15 protein-coding genes are annotated in these 16520 nt (G+C 33.4%); 12 read left to right on the top strand and 3 right to left on the bottom strand.

What is annotated here, in order from left to right:
• Nucleotides 1-75: 75 nt before the first annotated feature.
• From V6624_RS22710 to V6624_RS22700, 3 genes are all read left to right on the top strand, one after another.
• Complete coding sequence (locus V6624_RS22710; protein ID WP_338840317.1) at nucleotides 76-525, top strand: hypothetical protein; 450 nt, start codon at nucleotides 76-78, stop codon at nucleotides 523-525.
• 297 nt (nucleotides 526-822) lie between these two features.
• Entirely contained in the window at nucleotides 823-1227 is a 405-nt protein-coding gene (locus V6624_RS22705) for a hypothetical protein (protein WP_338840316.1), read from the top strand.
• Nucleotides 1228-1456: 229 nt separating this feature from the next.
• Nucleotides 1457-1843 (top strand): helix-turn-helix transcriptional regulator, encoded by a 387-nt coding sequence (locus V6624_RS22700; protein ID WP_111288878.1) that lies wholly within the window; start codon nucleotides 1457-1459, stop codon nucleotides 1841-1843.
• A 90-nt stretch (nucleotides 1844-1933) separates the two neighbouring features.
• Here V6624_RS22700 and V6624_RS22695 read toward each other — a convergent pair whose 3' ends face one another.
• Both V6624_RS22695 and V6624_RS22690 read right to left on the bottom strand, forming a co-directional pair.
• Nucleotides 1934-2719 carry a sulfite exporter TauE/SafE family protein gene (locus V6624_RS22695; protein ID WP_338840315.1) on the bottom strand — a complete coding sequence of 262 codons (786 nt, stop codon included), beginning with the start codon at nucleotides 2717-2719 and terminating at the stop codon, nucleotides 1934-1936.
• Between the two features lie 270 nt (nucleotides 2720-2989).
• Entirely contained in the window at nucleotides 2990-3616 is a 627-nt protein-coding gene (locus tag V6624_RS22690) for a Crp/Fnr family transcriptional regulator (RefSeq protein ID WP_111288874.1), read from the bottom strand.
• A gap of 377 nt (nucleotides 3617-3993) precedes the next feature.
• On the opposite strand from V6624_RS22690, the gene V6624_RS22685 reads away from it, so the two are divergent.
• From V6624_RS22685 to V6624_RS22670, 4 genes are all read left to right on the top strand, one after another.
• On the top strand, nucleotides 3994-4305 hold the full coding sequence (locus V6624_RS22685; RefSeq protein ID WP_095929060.1) for a rhodanese-like domain-containing protein: 312 nt from the start codon (nucleotides 3994-3996) through the stop codon (nucleotides 4303-4305).
• Between the two features lie 73 nt (nucleotides 4306-4378).
• Complete coding sequence (locus V6624_RS22680) at nucleotides 4379-5959, top strand: NADP-dependent glyceraldehyde-3-phosphate dehydrogenase (protein ID WP_338840312.1); 1581 nt, start codon at nucleotides 4379-4381, stop codon at nucleotides 5957-5959.
• Between the two features lie 295 nt (nucleotides 5960-6254).
• Nucleotides 6255-8132 (top strand): M1 family metallopeptidase, encoded by a 1878-nt coding sequence (locus V6624_RS22675; RefSeq protein ID WP_111288870.1) that lies wholly within the window; start codon nucleotides 6255-6257, stop codon nucleotides 8130-8132.
• A 165-nt stretch (nucleotides 8133-8297) separates the two neighbouring features.
• The gene (locus V6624_RS22670; RefSeq protein ID WP_111288868.1) at nucleotides 8298-8906 is read left to right on the top strand and encodes a hypothetical protein; all 609 of its coding nucleotides are present in this window, start codon (nucleotides 8298-8300) and stop codon (nucleotides 8904-8906) included.
• A gap of 41 nt (nucleotides 8907-8947) precedes the next feature.
• Here V6624_RS22670 and V6624_RS22665 read toward each other — a convergent pair whose 3' ends face one another.
• Entirely contained in the window at nucleotides 8948-9511 is a 564-nt protein-coding gene (locus V6624_RS22665) for an outer membrane beta-barrel protein (RefSeq protein ID WP_111288866.1), read from the bottom strand.
• 176 nt (nucleotides 9512-9687) lie between these two features.
• Between V6624_RS22665 and V6624_RS22660 the strand changes: the two genes are divergently transcribed.
• The 5 genes from V6624_RS22660 (at nucleotide 9688) to V6624_RS22640 (ending at nucleotide 16509) form a co-directional block, all read left to right on the top strand.
• On the top strand, nucleotides 9688-10095 hold the full coding sequence (locus V6624_RS22660; RefSeq protein ID WP_111288864.1) for a GNAT family N-acetyltransferase: 408 nt from the start codon (nucleotides 9688-9690) through the stop codon (nucleotides 10093-10095).
• 139 nt (nucleotides 10096-10234) lie between these two features.
• Nucleotides 10235-10615 carry a hypothetical protein gene (locus V6624_RS22655; RefSeq protein WP_338840309.1) on the top strand — a complete coding sequence of 127 codons (381 nt, stop codon included), beginning with the start codon at nucleotides 10235-10237 and terminating at the stop codon, nucleotides 10613-10615.
• A gap of 177 nt (nucleotides 10616-10792) precedes the next feature.
• On the top strand, nucleotides 10793-11875 hold the full coding sequence (locus V6624_RS22650; RefSeq protein ID WP_111288860.1) for an efflux RND transporter periplasmic adaptor subunit: 1083 nt from the start codon (nucleotides 10793-10795) through the stop codon (nucleotides 11873-11875).
• Between the two features lie 34 nt (nucleotides 11876-11909).
• Nucleotides 11910-15077, top strand: coding sequence for an efflux RND transporter permease subunit (locus V6624_RS22645; protein ID WP_111288858.1), 3168 nt, complete (start codon nucleotides 11910-11912; stop codon nucleotides 15075-15077).
• Nucleotides 15070-16509 (top strand): TolC family protein, encoded by a 1440-nt coding sequence (locus V6624_RS22640; protein WP_162614990.1) that lies wholly within the window; start codon nucleotides 15070-15072, stop codon nucleotides 16507-16509. Before V6624_RS22645 ends, V6624_RS22640 begins: the two co-directional genes overlap by 8 nt.
• Nucleotides 16510-16520: the final 11 nt, after the last annotated feature.

The raw sequence follows: 16520 nt of genomic DNA, 5'->3' as shown, positions 1-16520 counted from the left end.
ACTTTGCGGTTTTTGGCTAAAGCCTTTTTTGTATACATTTGTTTACCTCCAGCTAAAGCTGGAGGCAATTCAAAAATGAAAACAGATAAATCAATTAAGAATATTGTTTGCGCATCTATTTATAGAAAAGTAATGAATCCCGAAGAATGGCTTTATTCTTCTGTTCATGTTGGGAATAAATCAATTGAGTTTAATCTTGAAGAAAATGAGCTTCCTATTTTTCAAGTTAATAGTTTGAATGCAAAAACGCTTATTACAACTCGTCAAATAATTGAAAAGAAAAATGATGGAGTAATTTTATCAATTCGGTTTGAAGAAATTGGAGATCTCTTTTATGGGAATTTTAAAGGAAAAATAGATAAACCGCAATTGTCGATTTTTAAAATAATTGATATTTATGGGAAAAAATATGACTTTCAAATGGAAACAGGTAAAGCTTCAATAGGGCTTATCAATGCTATAAATACTGTTCTGCAATTAAAATCTATAACACCAAAAAGATCATTTGACCCGATATTGCGTTAGGGATAGAAGCGGTATCCTTTTTGTTTTTTCTTTAAAAACAAAAAGATACAAGTGGATAGCCCGGTCGTAGGAAACGCCCAAATCAATTTCCTAATTAAGGACAATTTATTAGTAAAAAATAGCATAATCATTTACTAAAGATTTAATTACAACTACAAGTTATATTCTATAATTTCAATTGTAGGAAAAAAAATGAGTTAATGCTTAATATTGCGAACCTAAGAATTTTTCCCCCTAAAGAATTTTTAGAAAACGATTTTTTACTAAAAGCTTAAATTATTTTTACCTACTAAATTTATGCCCTTAACAATTTTTTCCGACAAAGTTAGATTCCGTTACAAATCTAAAAACTGGCAGTATCAATTTGATGAAATTAAAGAGATTGGACTGCTCAAAAAAAAGAAAAAGTATTTTCTAGAAAACGGTGCTTTTATTGCCGTAACTGCAGTGGCTTATTACTGTATGATATTTTCCAACTTAATGGATTTGTATTATATAATTCCAGCTATTTTGTGTTATACACTTATTATTGTTTTCAGATTCAGCAATTCTAAAGAATCTGTGTATTTCGTTTTTGTAAAAGATATTTATCAAAACGAGATAAGAACTAAAATCGAAGCAAAAGATCGCGTTCTGGTAGGCAAGCAGATTGACCATTATTTGGATCTTCAGTTTGAAAGAAGTATAAAAAGAACCGCTTAAGAAAAATTGATGTTTATATTTGATATTTCCCATTATGATGTATTTTTCATAATGGTAGCTTTGATATATGGTTATTTTATTACGAAAAAGAAAAAATTAACGAAACGCTAAGTCATATTTTACCAATTATGAAGTAGCTTTATCAATACCCAAAAATAAGTATAGTTGTGCCGTTTAGATTTAACGGCTGGCTGTTTTAACTATACATGACCCCAAAGCAGAGAGAATTATGGCCACAACAATTAAGAACAAAATAAAAAATATTAGAGAGTTAAAAAATTATACTCAGGAATATATGGCAGAGAGATTAGGTGTAACTCAGGCGGGTTACAGTAAAATTGAGAAAGGAAAAACGTCTTTGAGTTATGAAAAATTAGTCGAAATAGGAAAAATTTTGGATGTCAGTGTCGAGGATATAATTAGTTTTGATTATGATAAATATTTCAATAGTTTCAATAAAATTACTGGAAATAATAACGGAAGTATTTTAATCAACGCCGACAATACTTCAATTTTAAAGGAACTTTACGAAGACAAAATTCAATTGCTGGAAAAGCTGCTTAATAGAACTGAAATAGAACTAGAACGATATAAAGATAAATTTGGGGAAATTTAAACGTTTTAGTTTCATCTTTGTCAAAGTGTAAAAGCTTTGACAAAGATTACTCTACAAGTGAAACTAAAATTATCTTTTTTGAAGTTGTTTTTAAAACAAAACTTCTTTAGCAATTATATAAAATCCCATTACAAGAACAAACCATCCGAAAAGTGGTTTTAATTTTGTGCCGTCAATTTTTTTGGAAAACTGACTTCCAATAAGCATTCCGATTAAAGCCATAGCAGAAACGCTTAACAAGAAAGTGTAATTTATAGGTGTGCCAATGTATAAATCGCCGGCAAAACCTATTGATGAGTTAATGGTGATAATTAATAATGAAGTTCCAACAGCTTGTTTCATTGGCAAATTGGCGAAAAAAAGTAAGGCAGGAATAATTAAGAACCCGCCGCCTGCGCCAAGAAATCCAGTTACGATTCCGACAAAAAATCCAATTATGCTTAATTGTAAATAGTTGGTTTCTGCCGATTTTATTTCTGGAACATTCTTTTTAATCATCGAAATTGCTGCGGTAATCATCAATACAGAAAAGATTATCATAATTAGGAAATCTTTTGAGACAGTATAAGATGCAACGCAAAATATGGTTTTGGCAATTTGAGGGAAAATTACTTCACGGATAATCAGAATCGAAATAACGGAAGGGACAGCAAAATACAAAGCCGATTTTAATTTTAAATTCCCCATTTTGTAATGACTGTAACTTCCAAACAATGCCGTTAATCCGACAATAAATAAAGAATAAGAAGTTGCCTGGTCAGGATTTACTTTAAATAAATATACTAAAATTGGAATGGTCAAAATAGAACCGCCACCGCCAATTAAGCCAAGTGTGATTCCGATTATGATTGAGGCAAAAAATCCTAAATATTCCATTGCATTTATTTTGATGCAAAGTTGCTTCGGAAATTAGAAACCTACAGTAACATTTATCACAGAAGATTTTTTTTCGCCACGAATTGTACAAATTTTCGCGAATTACTTTGTCACATTGAGCGAAGTCGAAATGCTTTGTGAGGCTTCGACTTCGCTCAGCCTGACAACAAAAAATATTTTAGCCACAGATTAAAAGGATTATTAGGATTTCTTTTTTTATTAAGAATAGAAAAATCCATCTAATCCTTTTAATCTGTGGCAGAAAAAAAATTATTTCAATAATTCAATCTGGTTTCGGTTGAGTTTGACTAGACCTCGTTGTTCCATTTTTTTGAGTAATCTGGAAACGACTTCTCTAGAAGTATTTAGTTCAGTTGCGATTTCTTGATGCGATAAATTTACTTCAGAACAGCCGCAAGCATCAGAATGACGTTTTAAGTAAAATTCTAATCTTTCGTCCATAGAACGGAAAGCGATATTATCAACCACTTCGAGTACTTCTTCAAAACGGCTTCGGTAAGTTTCAATTACAAATTCGTACCAAGAACGGTGTTCCATCATCCATTTGTCCATCAATTGCAACGGAATCATCATCACAGTAACATCTTCGACTACTTTTGCCATAATCTGGCTTTTTTCGCTTTTTGCCGTACAAATCATTGATATTGCGCAAGCTTGTCCAGGCTGTAGGTAATACATTAAAAACTCTCCGCCATCTTCACCTTCGCGATAGATTTTGATTTTTCCTTTAATGATCAAAACGGTATTCTTGATGTATTGTCCGGTGCGCATTAAAATGGTTCCGGCTTTAAAATCTTGAAGACTTCCGTTTTCTTCAATTGTGGCAACAAGTTCGTTGGAAAAATTAGGAAATATGGTTTTTAAGGAATGCTGCATTTTTTAAATAATTTTTGTCACATCGAGCGGAGTGGAGATGTTTAGGTTCTCGACTTCGCTCGAACTGACAGATGTAACTTTTTAATATCTTTGATTTTTATCAAAAAGAGATTAAAAATTATAATTGTTTGCAAAGATAATAGTTTGGGTTGGGATAAATTATCATAAAATTAGATTTAAGATTAATTTTATGTAAATGAAAAAATCCTATTTTCTATCGATTTTGTAGGCTGAATTTTTAAAAATAGTAACTAAATTTGTAATTCACTGATTATAATACTTTCTCTAAAACGTTTTCTGAGAATAATAATCGAAATCGCATTTGGTACGTTTTTTATATATAGAAACGTCGTAATTTTACAAAAACACATTTTATTATGAATTTATCACAAGAAGATTGGGTTGCTCAGTTAGAAGCTGACGAAAATGCAGTTATACTTGATGTAAGAACTGAAGACGAATTTAATGACGGCTACATTGAGAATGCTCTTAATATTGATATCAATAAAGGGCAGGCATTTATCTATGAAATCGAAGAATTAGACAAAAATAAAAATTATTATGTATACTGTCGTTCTGGGGCTAGAAGTGCAAAAGCATGCCAGATCATGAACGAATTGGGTATCGAAAATGCCTACAATCTACTTGGAGGAATCCTAGATTGGGAAGGCGAAACAGTACAACCATAAAAGAAGAAGAGGCATACAAAAGCCTCTTTTTTCTTTTGGCAATAGAATTACCAGACCATTAAATAACCAAATTATGAGTTTTATACCAGAAGAATATCAGATTACTAGTCTGATAAACCAAGATACTTATCTTGTAAATGGAGAATTGAAACAATGGACAGGGCAAACCACACCTGTGTTTTCTACTATTTCTTCAACTGAAAAGTATACTCCAACTTTATTAGGATCTATTCCTTTTATGGGAGAAAAAGAAGCAGCAGAAGTTGTCGAAGCTGCTACCAATGCATACGATATGGGGCAAGGTTTATGGCCAACTATGAAAGTTGCCGATCGTATTAAAAGCATGGAGAATTTTGTGAAACAAATGAAAGAAACCCGCGAAGAAGTAGTGAAATACTTAATGTGGGAAATTGGAAAATCATTAGGAGATTCGCAAAAAGAATTCGACAGAACAGTAGAATATATTTACGATACTATTGCCAGCTATAAAGAATTAAATGGACGCAGTTCGCACTTTGAAAAAGTACAAGGTGTAAACGCTATGATTCGTCGTGGGCCTCTTGGAGTTGTTTTGTGTCTTGGACCTTACAACTATCCTCTTAATGAAACTTTTTCATTGCTGATTCCTGCTTTGATTATGGGAAATACGGTAATCTTCAAACCTGCTAAACACGGTGTTTTATGTATTTCGCCATTGTTAGAAGCATTTAGAAGCAGTTTCCCAAAAGGTGTAATTAATATTGTTTACGGTAGAGGACGTGAAGTGGCTTCTCCGATTATGAAATCTGGAAAAATTGATGTTTTAGCATTAATTGGAAACAGTAAATCGGCGATTGCTTTACAAGACCAGCACCCAAACAAAAATAGATTGCGTTTGATTTTAGGTTTAGAAGCAAAAAATCCAGCAATCATTCTTCCAGATGCCGATTTAGATTTGGCTATTCAAGAATGTATTACAGGAAGTTTGTCTTTTAACGGACAGCGTTGTACAGCGTTGAAAGTTTTATATGTCCACGAATCTATCAGAGAAGAATTCAACAAACGTTTTGCTGAAAAAGTAGATAGTTTAGTTTTTGGAAATCCGTGGGAAAAAGGAGTTTCTTTAACGCCGCTTCCAGAAACGGATAAACCAAAATACATTCAAGGTTTAATTGATGATGCTCTTCATAAAGGAGCTAAAGTGATCAATGAAAAAGGTGGAAAACATACCGATAATTATATTTTTCCAGCGGTTTTATATCCAGTAAACAAAGAAATGCGTGTGTATCACGAAGAACAGTTTGGGCCAGTTGTTCCTGTACTTTCTTTCAAAGATATTAAAGAACCATTGAAAGATATGGCAGAATCAAATTACGGACAGCAAGTAAGTTTGTTTGGTAAAGACATAAAAACCCTTGCACCGCTAATTGATGCTTTAGTTAACTTAGTTTGTAGAGTAAACCTCAACAGTTCTTGCCAAAGAGGGCCAGATGCTTTCCCTTTCACAGGAAGAAAAGATTCTGCTGTAGGAACTTTGAGTATTCCAGATGCTTTGCGTTCTTTCTCAATTCGTACGTTTGTAGCTTCAAAGGATATCGATTATAATAATGAGATTCTGCAGGAATTGCTTAACAGCAAAGAATCGAATTTTATTAATACTGATTATATTTTGTAGCCATCAAAGTTATATATTAATTGTAGACTCCGTCTGTTGCCTTTTGGTTACAGGCGGTTTTTCTTTTTAAGATGCTAAGGTTCTGAGATTCTAAGATTCTAAGATTTCTTTTATCATCAAAAGTGAAAAATCAAAAGTTAAATGAGGAGTTAAAAACATTTTAAAGTTTTTTTCATATTTTACATCCCACTAATTACAATTCACCATTAACAATTTACAATTAATAATTAAATTTGTAACATTGCTTTAAAACAGCAGTCTTATATAAATAATTTTAAAGATCTAAGAATCATTTATGAAAAAGAAAATATTGCAATTTGCATTAATAGCATTTGTTCTTTTTGCTCAAAATAACTTTGCACAAGAGCTTTACATGCCAAGAAATATTAAAAAAGCTTATGCAGAGGGAACACGTTCTAAAGACGGAAAACCAGGAGTAAACTATTGGCAGAATCACGGAAAATACAACATGGAGATTTCAGTTGATCCGAAAACGAGATTGGTCAGCGGAACAGAAACCATTATTTATGAAAATAATAGCAAGGATACTTTAAAAAGTATTGCTATTCGTTTTGTAAATAATCTTCACAAACCTTCTTCGCCTCGTGGTAGTGGCGTTAGCAACGATTTTTTAAGCGACGGATTAACGATTACTTCATTAAAAATAGAAAATGAAGTCTATAAAGAAGACGCTAAAAATTGGGGAACTGTAGAAAGTGTAAAACTGAAAAAGCCAATTTTGCCTCATTCAAAAACAGTTTTAAATATTCAGTGGAATTACCCTTTGTCTAAAGAAAGCGGAAGAGAAGGGCAAATTGACGAAACAACTTTTTTTGTGGCTTACAGTTATCCAAGAGTTTCTGTTTATGATGATTATAATGGTTGGGACAAATTGCCTCATACAGATCGTCAGGAATTTTATAATGACTTTAATGACTACGTTTTCTCTGTAAAAGCACCTAAAAATTATGTTGTTTATGCGACGGGAGATTTATTAAATCCAGACGAAGTTTTACAGCCAGAATTTGCAGCGCGTTTAAAGAAATCTTATACAACAGATGAAATTCTTCATATCGCTAATGAACAAGAAATGAAAGACGGCGTTGTGACTAAACAATACGATTGGAATGTCTGGAAATTTGAAGCTAAAAATATTTCTGATGTATGTTTTGGTTTAAGCGATCATTATTTGTGGGATGCTAGCAGTGTTGTGGTTGATAAAAAGACAAATCGTCGTGCAAGTGTTCAGGCCGCTTATGATGTAAAAGGATTAGATTTCGTAAACTCTGTAAAAAACAATCAATATGCTTTAGATTGGTTTTCAAATAATTGGCCAGGAGTTCCTTATCCATTTTCAAAAATGACAGCTTTTCAAGGTTTCGCAGATATGGAATATCCAATGATGTGTAACGACTCGGAAATGGGAGATGCTGTTTTTGCACAATTGGTTCAAGATCATGAAGTTGCTCATACTTATTTTCCTTTTTACATGGGAATTAACGAAACTCGTTATGCATTTATGGATGAAGGTTGGGCAACGACTTTCGAATATCTAATCGCAATTGCAGAGCGTGGTAAAGAATCAGCAGATAAATTTTATAAGGACTTTAGAGTAAGCCATTATATCTACGATCGCTCTTCAGAACAAGACCAGCCTATTATAACAATGTCTACGCAGGTTTCTGGAGCTGGTTATGGAAATAACTCATACGGAAAAGCTTCTCTTTCTTATTTGGCTTTGAAAGATATGTTAGGAGATGATTTGTTTAAAAAAGCTTTGCACGCTTATATGGACACATGGAATGGAAAACACCCAATTCCGTGGGATTATTTCAATTCCTTTAATGCAACAACAGGAAAGAATTTAAATTGGTTTTTCAACAATTGGTTTTTTACCAATAACTATTTAGATATCGCTGTCAAAGGTATTTCTGCAGATAAGAAAATTATAACTGTAGAAAACATTGGAGGTTTTGCAATTCCTTTTGATGTAATTATTACTTATGCTGACAAATCGAAAGTAACACTTCATCAGACGCCAGCAATTTGGGAGAAAAATCAAAAAACGGCAAAAATAGTTTTGAAAAGCACTAAAAAAATTGATCAAATCCAACTTGACGGAGGTATTTTTATGGATGCAACGCCAGAAAACAATGTTTTAAATGTTAAATAACTAAGTAATTTTTACACTATATCTAAAAATGTCTCTTTATTATTACATAAAGAGACATTTTTTATTTTGAATGAATAAAAATATTACAAATTATGGAAAACCGTAAAGAAGTTTTTGCAAAAAAGACTATGTTTGTAAAATAATAAAAAACCTACAAATTTTTGAATGAAAAATACATTTGCTCTTATTGTTTTATTGGCTGCCGCTCAATTATATGGGCAGAATGATCAGAAAACTGTTTTTCAAAAAAACAAATACGAATTAGCCATTTCGTATTACAAAAAATCGGATTTTGTGAAAGCTATTGATTTATTTTCGTTAGTTGCAAAGATTAAACCTGAAAATGAAATAGGAAAAGAAGCAGCTAAAAAGGTGGATACTTTACGTGATGTTTTGAGAAAGGAAATTTTGGATCAAGCTGTAGGAACTTGGAAAAAATCAGGTAATCAGCCAGTCTGGTCAAATGCAGCTGTTAGTAATCAATCTGCAGTTGAAGAAATTATAGAAATTAAAGAAGATACTATTTCGTTTTATGAAGTAGATAAAAAGACTCAAACGAGAAAACTTATTAAAAAAGAAAATTTGATTTATAATGATGCTAATAGTACAGTGTCTTTATTTTCAGAAATTGTACTTTCTGATGGAACAATTTGGAATTGCAGTATTAATGAAAAAGCAAATGTATTGCATGTAATTAACGTTGCAGTTAAAACCAAAGAAGGAATAGAAAAAATAAAAAGTGATAACGAAGAAAGTTACTACGTTAAGATCTAAAAAAAGGGAATCAAATGATTCCCTTTTTTATGAATTGTATTTTACAAGAATTTAAACCCGAGTGACAAGTTTGTTACGCCTGTTTTAACTTCACCGCCAGAAGAATCAATATCAGTTAAACCTGCAAGATATCGCACGTCAAATGTCAATCTCCAGACATCAACTCCAACTCCTCCAAGTACACTGTGATTATTTCTTTCTATTGCGATAGAATTGAGATTATTACTGGTACTAATGTCTGAATAATTCTTCCAGTTGTACCCAGCAAAGATTCTTACATTGCCAGCTTTCCCTAAAGGAATAATTTTAAGTCCAGCAATTAAGGTAGCATCTGTTCCAGCCAATTTAAATTCTGTTTCTCCAACGCCATCTTGGTAAACACTGAAATTCGTTTTTGCATAGCCAAATTCGCCTTGAGCGTAAAAAAGCGCAAGATTTAATCTGGCAAAAGCTGCAAAACCGATTCCAGTATTGGTATGATCAGAACTGAAATTATCTGTATTGACAGAAGTAATATTGGTTGAAACTTGAGGGCCAATTTGTATTAACTGCGCAAAACCATTTGCACAAATACATAAAAATACTGCTAAAAAGAATTTTCTCATAACCGAATTTATTTGATTTTGGTGATATAAAAATACTCATAATAGATTTAAATTGAATGATTTGTCTGATTTATTTTTGTGTAAAGTTTTGAAAGTGAGTTTGATGCAGTTTTTTATTTTGCTTTTCTAATTTCCATCAAAATGAATTAATTTTGACTCACTTGAAATAATTTACAATGGAAATAAAAGCAATTAAAGCATCAGATACTTGGCAGATTAGGCATGAAGTAATGTGGCCAGATCAGCCTTTTGAGTTTGTGCAGCTCGAAGAAGATAATTCTGGATTGCATTATGGTGTTTTTGAAGACAATCAATTAGTCTCAATTGTTTCTTGTTTTATTGTAAATGATGAAATGCAGTTTAGAAAATTAGCGACTTTACATGCTTATCAAGGAAGAGGAATTGCATCTGAATTATTGAACTATATTTTTAAATCTGCGAAAGAAAAAGGAGTGAAAAAAATCTGGTGCAATGCTAGAACAGAGAAGAAGCAATTCTATGAAAAGTTCGGAATGATCGATACAGGAAGTTCTTTTGTCAAAGCGGGACAGGAATTTACTATTATGGAAAATGTATTTAAGTGATTGATATTTAATATTTTGGTCTTTTTTTAAGCATTTTAAATCATTGATTTAAATTGAAAACGTTTTCGTAAAAAAAGCAATGTTAAGACTTTCTTATTTTATTTTTTATATTATAATCTTTTACTACTTTCGCACCCAAATGAGAAAGTTAATAGTATTTTTAGTATTCATGAATATGCTTCTGTTCGGCGGAGGCCAATATCTTAATGCAAACACTTTTGGCTTACCTCAACACCATAATCTTGAAAAGAAACATCGAGTTAAATTCACCAGTCAAGATCGAGGATCTTCAATTATAGAAGATGCAGACGTTGATATTGAAGAAGATCTTCTAGGAAGTGATGATGTTGATGGACTTACGAATAAATTCTTTGCAACAACTTACAGTTTTGTAGACCATTTGTATCTGACACTATCAGATCAATCTGTTGTAAATGATTCCAATCGTTTTAAAATTTCTACACCCGTTTTCGGGCATTCAAATCCTTTATACATTACTCAACGCGTATTAAGAATTTGATTTTAAAGTATACATCGGTTGCCTGAGTTGCGATCTGCATATCTTGTTGATGTATATTATTTCTTTACTTCCACTTATATGAAAATTGAGGTCAAGCTAGGGCTTTCAGGTGTCTAACCATCTTTAAGGAATCTATGTATTCCAAGCATTCAATCGCTTAATTTCCATTTTAAAATCATGAAAAGAATTATCTTGTTCACAGGCTTTATGGCCTTGGTGTGCTTAACCAGTTGCGCAGAAAAAAAAGAAGAAAAAGAAGAAGCGGAAAAGTTTACAGTAACAAATCCGATAAAAATTGACACTTCATTTACAAAAGACTATGTTTCTCAGATTAGATCTGTTCGAAATATCGAAATCCGTGCCCAGGAAAAAGGGTTTTTACAAAATATTTATGTTGATGAAGGACAGTTTGTAAAAGCTGGACAACTTTTATTTAGAATTATGCCGAATATGTATCAGGCAGAATTACTAAAAGCTCAAGCTGAACAAAAATCAGCTGAAATCGAATTACAAAATGCTAAATTATTGGCAGACAAAAATATCGTTTCTAGAAACGAACTTAGTGTAGCTCAAGCAAAATTGCAATCTGCAAAAGCTGAGGTTTCATTAGCAAAACTACATTTGTCATTCACAGAAATCAAAGCTCCTTTTGACGGAACAATTGATAGAATTCCATTAAAACTAGGAAGTCTTATCGACGAAGGCGAATTATTGACAAGCCTTTCAGACAATAGTCAGATGTTTGCTTATTTCAATGTTTCTGAGCCAGAATATCTTCAGTATGAAACTAATATTAAAGACAGAGCAGATAATAAAGTTGCTTTAGTTTTAGCTAACGGAGATACTTTTAAAGACAAAGGTAATGTTGAAGTTATCGAAAGTGAATTTAACAATGAAACTGGAAATATCGCTTTCAGAGCAAGATTCCCTAACTCAGGAAAATTACTTAGAAATGGTGAAACAGGACAAGTTCAAATGAACGTTCCTCTTAAAAACGCTATTGTAATTCCACAAAAAGCGACTTACGAAATTCAAGATAAAAAATATGTTTTTGTAGTAAGTAAAGACAATAAAGTAAGTTCTAGAGAAATTACAATTACGGGCGAAATCCCTGATTTGTATGTAATCAAAACCGGTCTTACAGAAAATGATAAAATCTTGCTTGAAGGAGTTCAGAAAGTAAAAGAAAACGACAAAATTAAATTTGAGTACGAATCTCCTAAAGAGGTAATCAATCATTTACGTTTAAAAGCAGAATAGGTTTACTGGGTTTTAATCATTAAAAAATACAAAAATGTTTAATAAATTTATACAAAGACCTGTTCTGTCGATAGTAATATCGCTGATAATTGTCTTTTTGGGAATCTTATCGGTATTAAACTTACCAATTACCCAATTCCCTACAATTTCACCACCAATGGTGAACGTTACCGCAGATTATCCAGGATCTAATGGTGAATTGATGATTAAGGCGGTTGTTATTCCTTTGGAAAGAGCCTTAAACGGAGTTCCAGGAATGAAATATATGGCTTCAGATGCCGGAAACGACGGTGAAGCTACAATCAAAGTGGTATTTAACTTAGGAACAGATCCAAATCAAGCTGCAATTAACGTTCAAAACCGTGTGGCTTCGGTTACCAATAAACTTCCTCCATTAGTAATTAGAGAGGGTATTAAAATTACACGAGAAGTACCGAGTATGTTGATGTACGTGAACCTTTACAGTACAGACAAAAATACCGATATGAAATTCTTGTATAACTATGCTGATATCAACGTACTTTCGGAGTTAAAAAGGGTAAACGGTATTGGTTCTGGGGATATCTTAGGAACACGTGAATATGCAATGCGTATCTGGTTGAAACCAGACCGTATGTTGGCTTATAAAATTTCGGCTGATGAGATAATGGAAGCATTATCTAGTCAGAGTTTGGAGGCTTCTCCAGGTAAAACAGGGGAAAGTTCTGGTAAACGTTCTCAAGCATTTGAGTACGTATTGAAATATTCTGGACGTTTTACAACAAAAGAACAATATGAGAATATCGTAGTAAAAGCAAATCCAAATGGAGAACTTTTAAGATTGAAAGATGTTGCTAAAGTTGAATTTGGAAGCTCGATGTATGATATCTATTCGAATTTGAATGGAAGACCATCTGCGGCTATTGTATTGAAACAATCTTTTGGAAGTAACGCGAATCAAGTTATCGAAGAAGTAAAAGCGAAACTGGAAAAAATTAAACAGAGATTTCCAAAAGGAATGGATTACGAAATTTCTTATGACGTTTCTAAATTCCTTGATGCTTCTATCGAGAAAGTAATCCACACTTTAGTAGAAGCCTTTATTCTGGTAGGTTTAGTAGTATTCCTTTTCTTAGGAGATTGGCGTTCTACGGTAATTCCAGCAATTGCGGTTCCAGTTTCTTTGGTTGGAACATTCATATTTATGACATTCTTCGATATTTCGTTGAACTTAATTACATTATTCGCCTTAGTACTGGCAATTGGAGTCGTGGTCGATGACGCGATTGTGGTTATCGAAGCCGTCCATGCCAAGATGGAAGAAGAACATCTCTCGCCATTTAAAGCAACTAAAAAAGCAATGCACGAAATTGCAGGAGCTATTGTTGCAATTACATTCTTAATGGCTGCGGTATTTATTCCGGTTGCGTTTATGTCTGGTCCAGTTGGGGTGTTTTACAGACAGTTCTCTGTAACTATGGCAACGGCTATTATACTTTCAGGGGTAGTTGCTTTGACGTTGACTCCAGCGCTTTGTGCGATGATGTTGAAAAACAATCACGGCCAGCCTAAAAAGAAAACGCCTGCAAATAGATTTATTGATGCTTTTAACGAAAAGTTCAATTTAGCACAAGGTAAATATCAGAATGTATTGGCAAAAATTGTTAACAGACGAGTAGTTACAATTGTTTCTCTTCTTGTTTTCTGTGCTGGTACATGGATTATCAGTAGTAGTGTTCCTTCTGGATTTATTCCGAATGAGGATCAGGGAATGTTCTATGCCGTTATTCAAACGCCGCCAGGTTCATCTTTAGAGAGAACTAATAATATTGCAGAGCGCGTTCAGAAAATTGCTGAAGATATCGACGGAGTGAAATCTGTTTCTTCTTTAGCTGGTTATGAGATTCTGTCTGAAGGTACTGGAGCAAACTCAGGAACTTGTTTGGTTAACCTTAAAGATTGGAGCGAAAGAAAAGAATCTGTTCTTGAGATTATGCATGAAATGGAGGAAAAATGTAAAGATATTACAGGTGCTAATATCGAGTTTTTCCAACCACCTGCTGTACCTGGATATGGTGCTGCCGGAGGATTTGAGCTTCGTTTATTAGATAAAACGGGTTCTGTAGATTATAAGAGAATGGAGCAGGTAAACAATGATTTTGTGGCCGAATTAAACAAACAGCCAGAATTAACTAACGTATTTAGTTTTTACAGCTCTAGTTTCCCTCAATATATGATGAAAGTCGATAATGATTTGGCACAGCAAAAAGGCGTTTCGATTGAAAATGCCATGAATACTTTGTCAACTCTTGTGGGAAGTAACTACGAAATCAGTTTCATTAAATTTGGTATCAACTACAAAGTAATTGTTCAAGCTTCGCCAGAATATCGTGCACAGCCTGATGATATCTTGAAATTGTATGTAAAAAATGATCGTGATGAAATGGTGCCTTTTTCTGCTTTTATGAAGTTAGAAAAAGTGTATGGACTTTCAGAAATTACACGTCATAATATGTATACCTCAACACAAATCAGTGGTTCACCAGCTGCAGGTTATAGTTCTGGAACAGCGATTAAAGTGATTCAGAAAATTGCGGCCGAAAAATTACCAAGAGGATATGACATTGACTGGGCAGGTATTTCTGCCGATGAGGTGGCACAAGGAAATCAAGCGATCTGGGTATTCTTGATCTGTTTAGGATTCGTCTACTTGGTATTAGCTGCTCAATACGAAAGTTTTATTCTTCCATTGTCAGTAATTTTTTCTTTACCAGCGGGTATTTTTGGAGCTTTCTTTTTATTAAAATTAACTGGATTAGAAAACAATATTTATGCTCAGGTTGCAATGGTAATGCTTATCGGATTATTAGGTAAAAATGCCGTGCTGATCGTAGAGTTTGCCATTCAAAGACATGCTGCGGGTATGACTGTTTTACAATCTGCAATGGAAGGTGCGAAAGCAAGGTTCCGTCCAATTTTGATGACTTCATTTGCCTTTATTGCTGGTTTATTACCGCTTGCTTTTGCAACTGGTCCAGGTAAAATTGGTAACAGAACGATTGGAACTGCAGCAGCTGGAGGTATGCTTATCGGAACAATCTGCGGAGTATTTGTAATTCCAGGTTTGTATTACATTTTTGGTAAAATCGCCGAAAAACACAAACTGGTAAAACATGAAGAAGAGAATCCATTAACAGAAGAAATTGATAACAATCATGTCTAAAATAAAATTATATCAATACAGTATTGCATTGAGCTTATGTCTTGCCGTGGCAGGATGTAAAGCTCCTGCGCCTGAAACTGCAAGCACAAGCACTCCGGTTCCCGAAGGATTTGGTGCCGAAAAACCGCAGGATACAACCAATATGTCTGCTCTAAAATGGAAAGATTTCTTTAAAGATCAAAATCTTGTAGAGCTGATTGATATTGCGTTAAAAAACAATCAGGAACTAAATATGACTTTACAGGAAATCGAAATTGCAAAGAATGATATTCGTGTTCGAAAAGGAGCTTTATTGCCAACTGTAGGAGTTCGTGCAGGAGCAGGAATAGAAAAAGTGGGTAGATACACAAGTCAAGGTGCGGGTGATGCTACAACTGAAATTAAACCGGGAGTTGAAACACCAGATCCGTTGCCAGATTATACAATTGCCGCTTACGCGAATTGGGAAGTAGATATCTGGAAAAAACTGCGTAATTCTAAAAAAGCAGCAGTAAACAGATATTTAGCAACTGTTGAAGGTAAAAACTTCGTTGTTACAAATCTTATTGCAGAAATCGCTGATTCATATTATGAATTATTGGCTTTAGACAGTCAGCTTGAAATTGTAAGACAAACTATTGAATTACAAAGTAACGCTTTAGAAATTGTAAAAATTCAAAAGCAAGCGGCTAGAGCAACAGAATTAGGAGTTCAGAAATTCCAAGCAGAAGTTTTAACTTCAAAAAGTTTAGAGTTTGATATTCTTCAGAAAATTAAAGAAAACGAAAACAAAATCAACTTTTTGTTAGGACGTTATCCTCAGGATATAAAAAGAGACAAAACCAATTTTACAGATTTGCTTCCAGCAGTTGTAAATTCTGGAGTTCCATCTCAATTGCTGATGAACCGTCCAGATGTTAAACAAGCAGAATTGGAATTGGTAGCAGCAAAATTAGATGTAAAAGTAGCTCGTGCAGAATTTTATCCTTCATTGGACATTTCAGCTGCTTTTGGAGTTCAAGCTTTTAAACCATCATATTTGTTTACGTTCCCAGAATCATTGTTGTATTCTTTAGCAGGAGATCTTGCAGCGCCATTAATCAATAGAAATGCAATTAAAGCCGAATTTTCTAGCGCCAATGCAAGACAGCTTCAGGCATTATACAATTACGATAAAACGATTTTAAATGCTTATTTAGAAGTTTCAACGCAGCTTTCTAAAATCGAAAATCTTCAAAAAGGTTACGATTTAAAATCACAGCAAGTTGACGCTTTAAATAAATCTATCGATGTTTCGAATGATTTGTTTAAATCGGCTAGAGTAGACTATTTTGAAGTTTTGATGACTCAACGAGATGCATTAGAAGCTAAATTGGAATTAGTGGATACTAAAAAAGAACAATTAAATGCTGCAGTCCATGTTTACAGAGACTTGGGCGGCGGATGGAAATAATATTGCCACTT

Origin of the sequence: Flavobacterium ginsenosidimutans, from assembly GCF_037478105.1 — a bacterium.
Lineage (GTDB): Bacteria > Bacteroidota > Bacteroidia > Flavobacteriales > Flavobacteriaceae > Flavobacterium > Flavobacterium ginsenosidimutans.
The sequence above is the reverse complement of the archived record's forward strand: the minus strand, read 5'-3'. Positions and strand labels throughout refer to the sequence as shown.

Bases quoted from the DNA above. Each gene is read 5' to 3' on its own strand.
- V6624_RS22710 (WP_338840317.1), top strand. From the start codon at position 76: ATGAAAACAGATAAATCAATTAAGAATATTGTTTGCGCATCTATTTAT.
- V6624_RS22705 (WP_338840316.1), top strand. From the start codon at position 823: ATGCCCTTAACAATTTTTTCCGACAAAGTTAGATTCCGTTACAAATCT.
- V6624_RS22700 (WP_111288878.1), top strand. From the start codon at position 1,457: ATGGCCACAACAATTAAGAACAAAATAAAAAATATTAGAGAGTTAAAA.
- V6624_RS22695 (WP_338840315.1), bottom strand. From the start codon at position 2,719: ATGGAATATTTAGGATTTTTTGCCTCAATCATAATCGGAATCACACTT.
- V6624_RS22690 (WP_111288874.1), bottom strand. From the start codon at position 3,616: ATGCAGCATTCCTTAAAAACCATATTTCCTAATTTTTCCAACGAACTT.
- V6624_RS22685 (WP_095929060.1), top strand. From the start codon at position 3,994: ATGAATTTATCACAAGAAGATTGGGTTGCTCAGTTAGAAGCTGACGAA.
- V6624_RS22680 (WP_338840312.1), top strand. From the start codon at position 4,379: ATGAGTTTTATACCAGAAGAATATCAGATTACTAGTCTGATAAACCAA.
- V6624_RS22675 (WP_111288870.1), top strand. From the start codon at position 6,255: ATGAAAAAGAAAATATTGCAATTTGCATTAATAGCATTTGTTCTTTTT.
- V6624_RS22670 (WP_111288868.1), top strand. From the start codon at position 8,298: ATGAAAAATACATTTGCTCTTATTGTTTTATTGGCTGCCGCTCAATTA.
- V6624_RS22665 (WP_111288866.1), bottom strand. From the start codon at position 9,511: ATGAGAAAATTCTTTTTAGCAGTATTTTTATGTATTTGTGCAAATGGT.
- V6624_RS22660 (WP_111288864.1), top strand. From the start codon at position 9,688: ATGGAAATAAAAGCAATTAAAGCATCAGATACTTGGCAGATTAGGCAT.
- V6624_RS22655 (WP_338840309.1), top strand. From the start codon at position 10,235: ATGAGAAAGTTAATAGTATTTTTAGTATTCATGAATATGCTTCTGTTC.
- V6624_RS22650 (WP_111288860.1), top strand. From the start codon at position 10,793: ATGAAAAGAATTATCTTGTTCACAGGCTTTATGGCCTTGGTGTGCTTA.
- V6624_RS22645 (WP_111288858.1), top strand. From the start codon at position 11,910: ATGTTTAATAAATTTATACAAAGACCTGTTCTGTCGATAGTAATATCG.
- V6624_RS22640 (WP_162614990.1), top strand. From the start codon at position 15,070: ATGTCTAAAATAAAATTATATCAATACAGTATTGCATTGAGCTTATGT.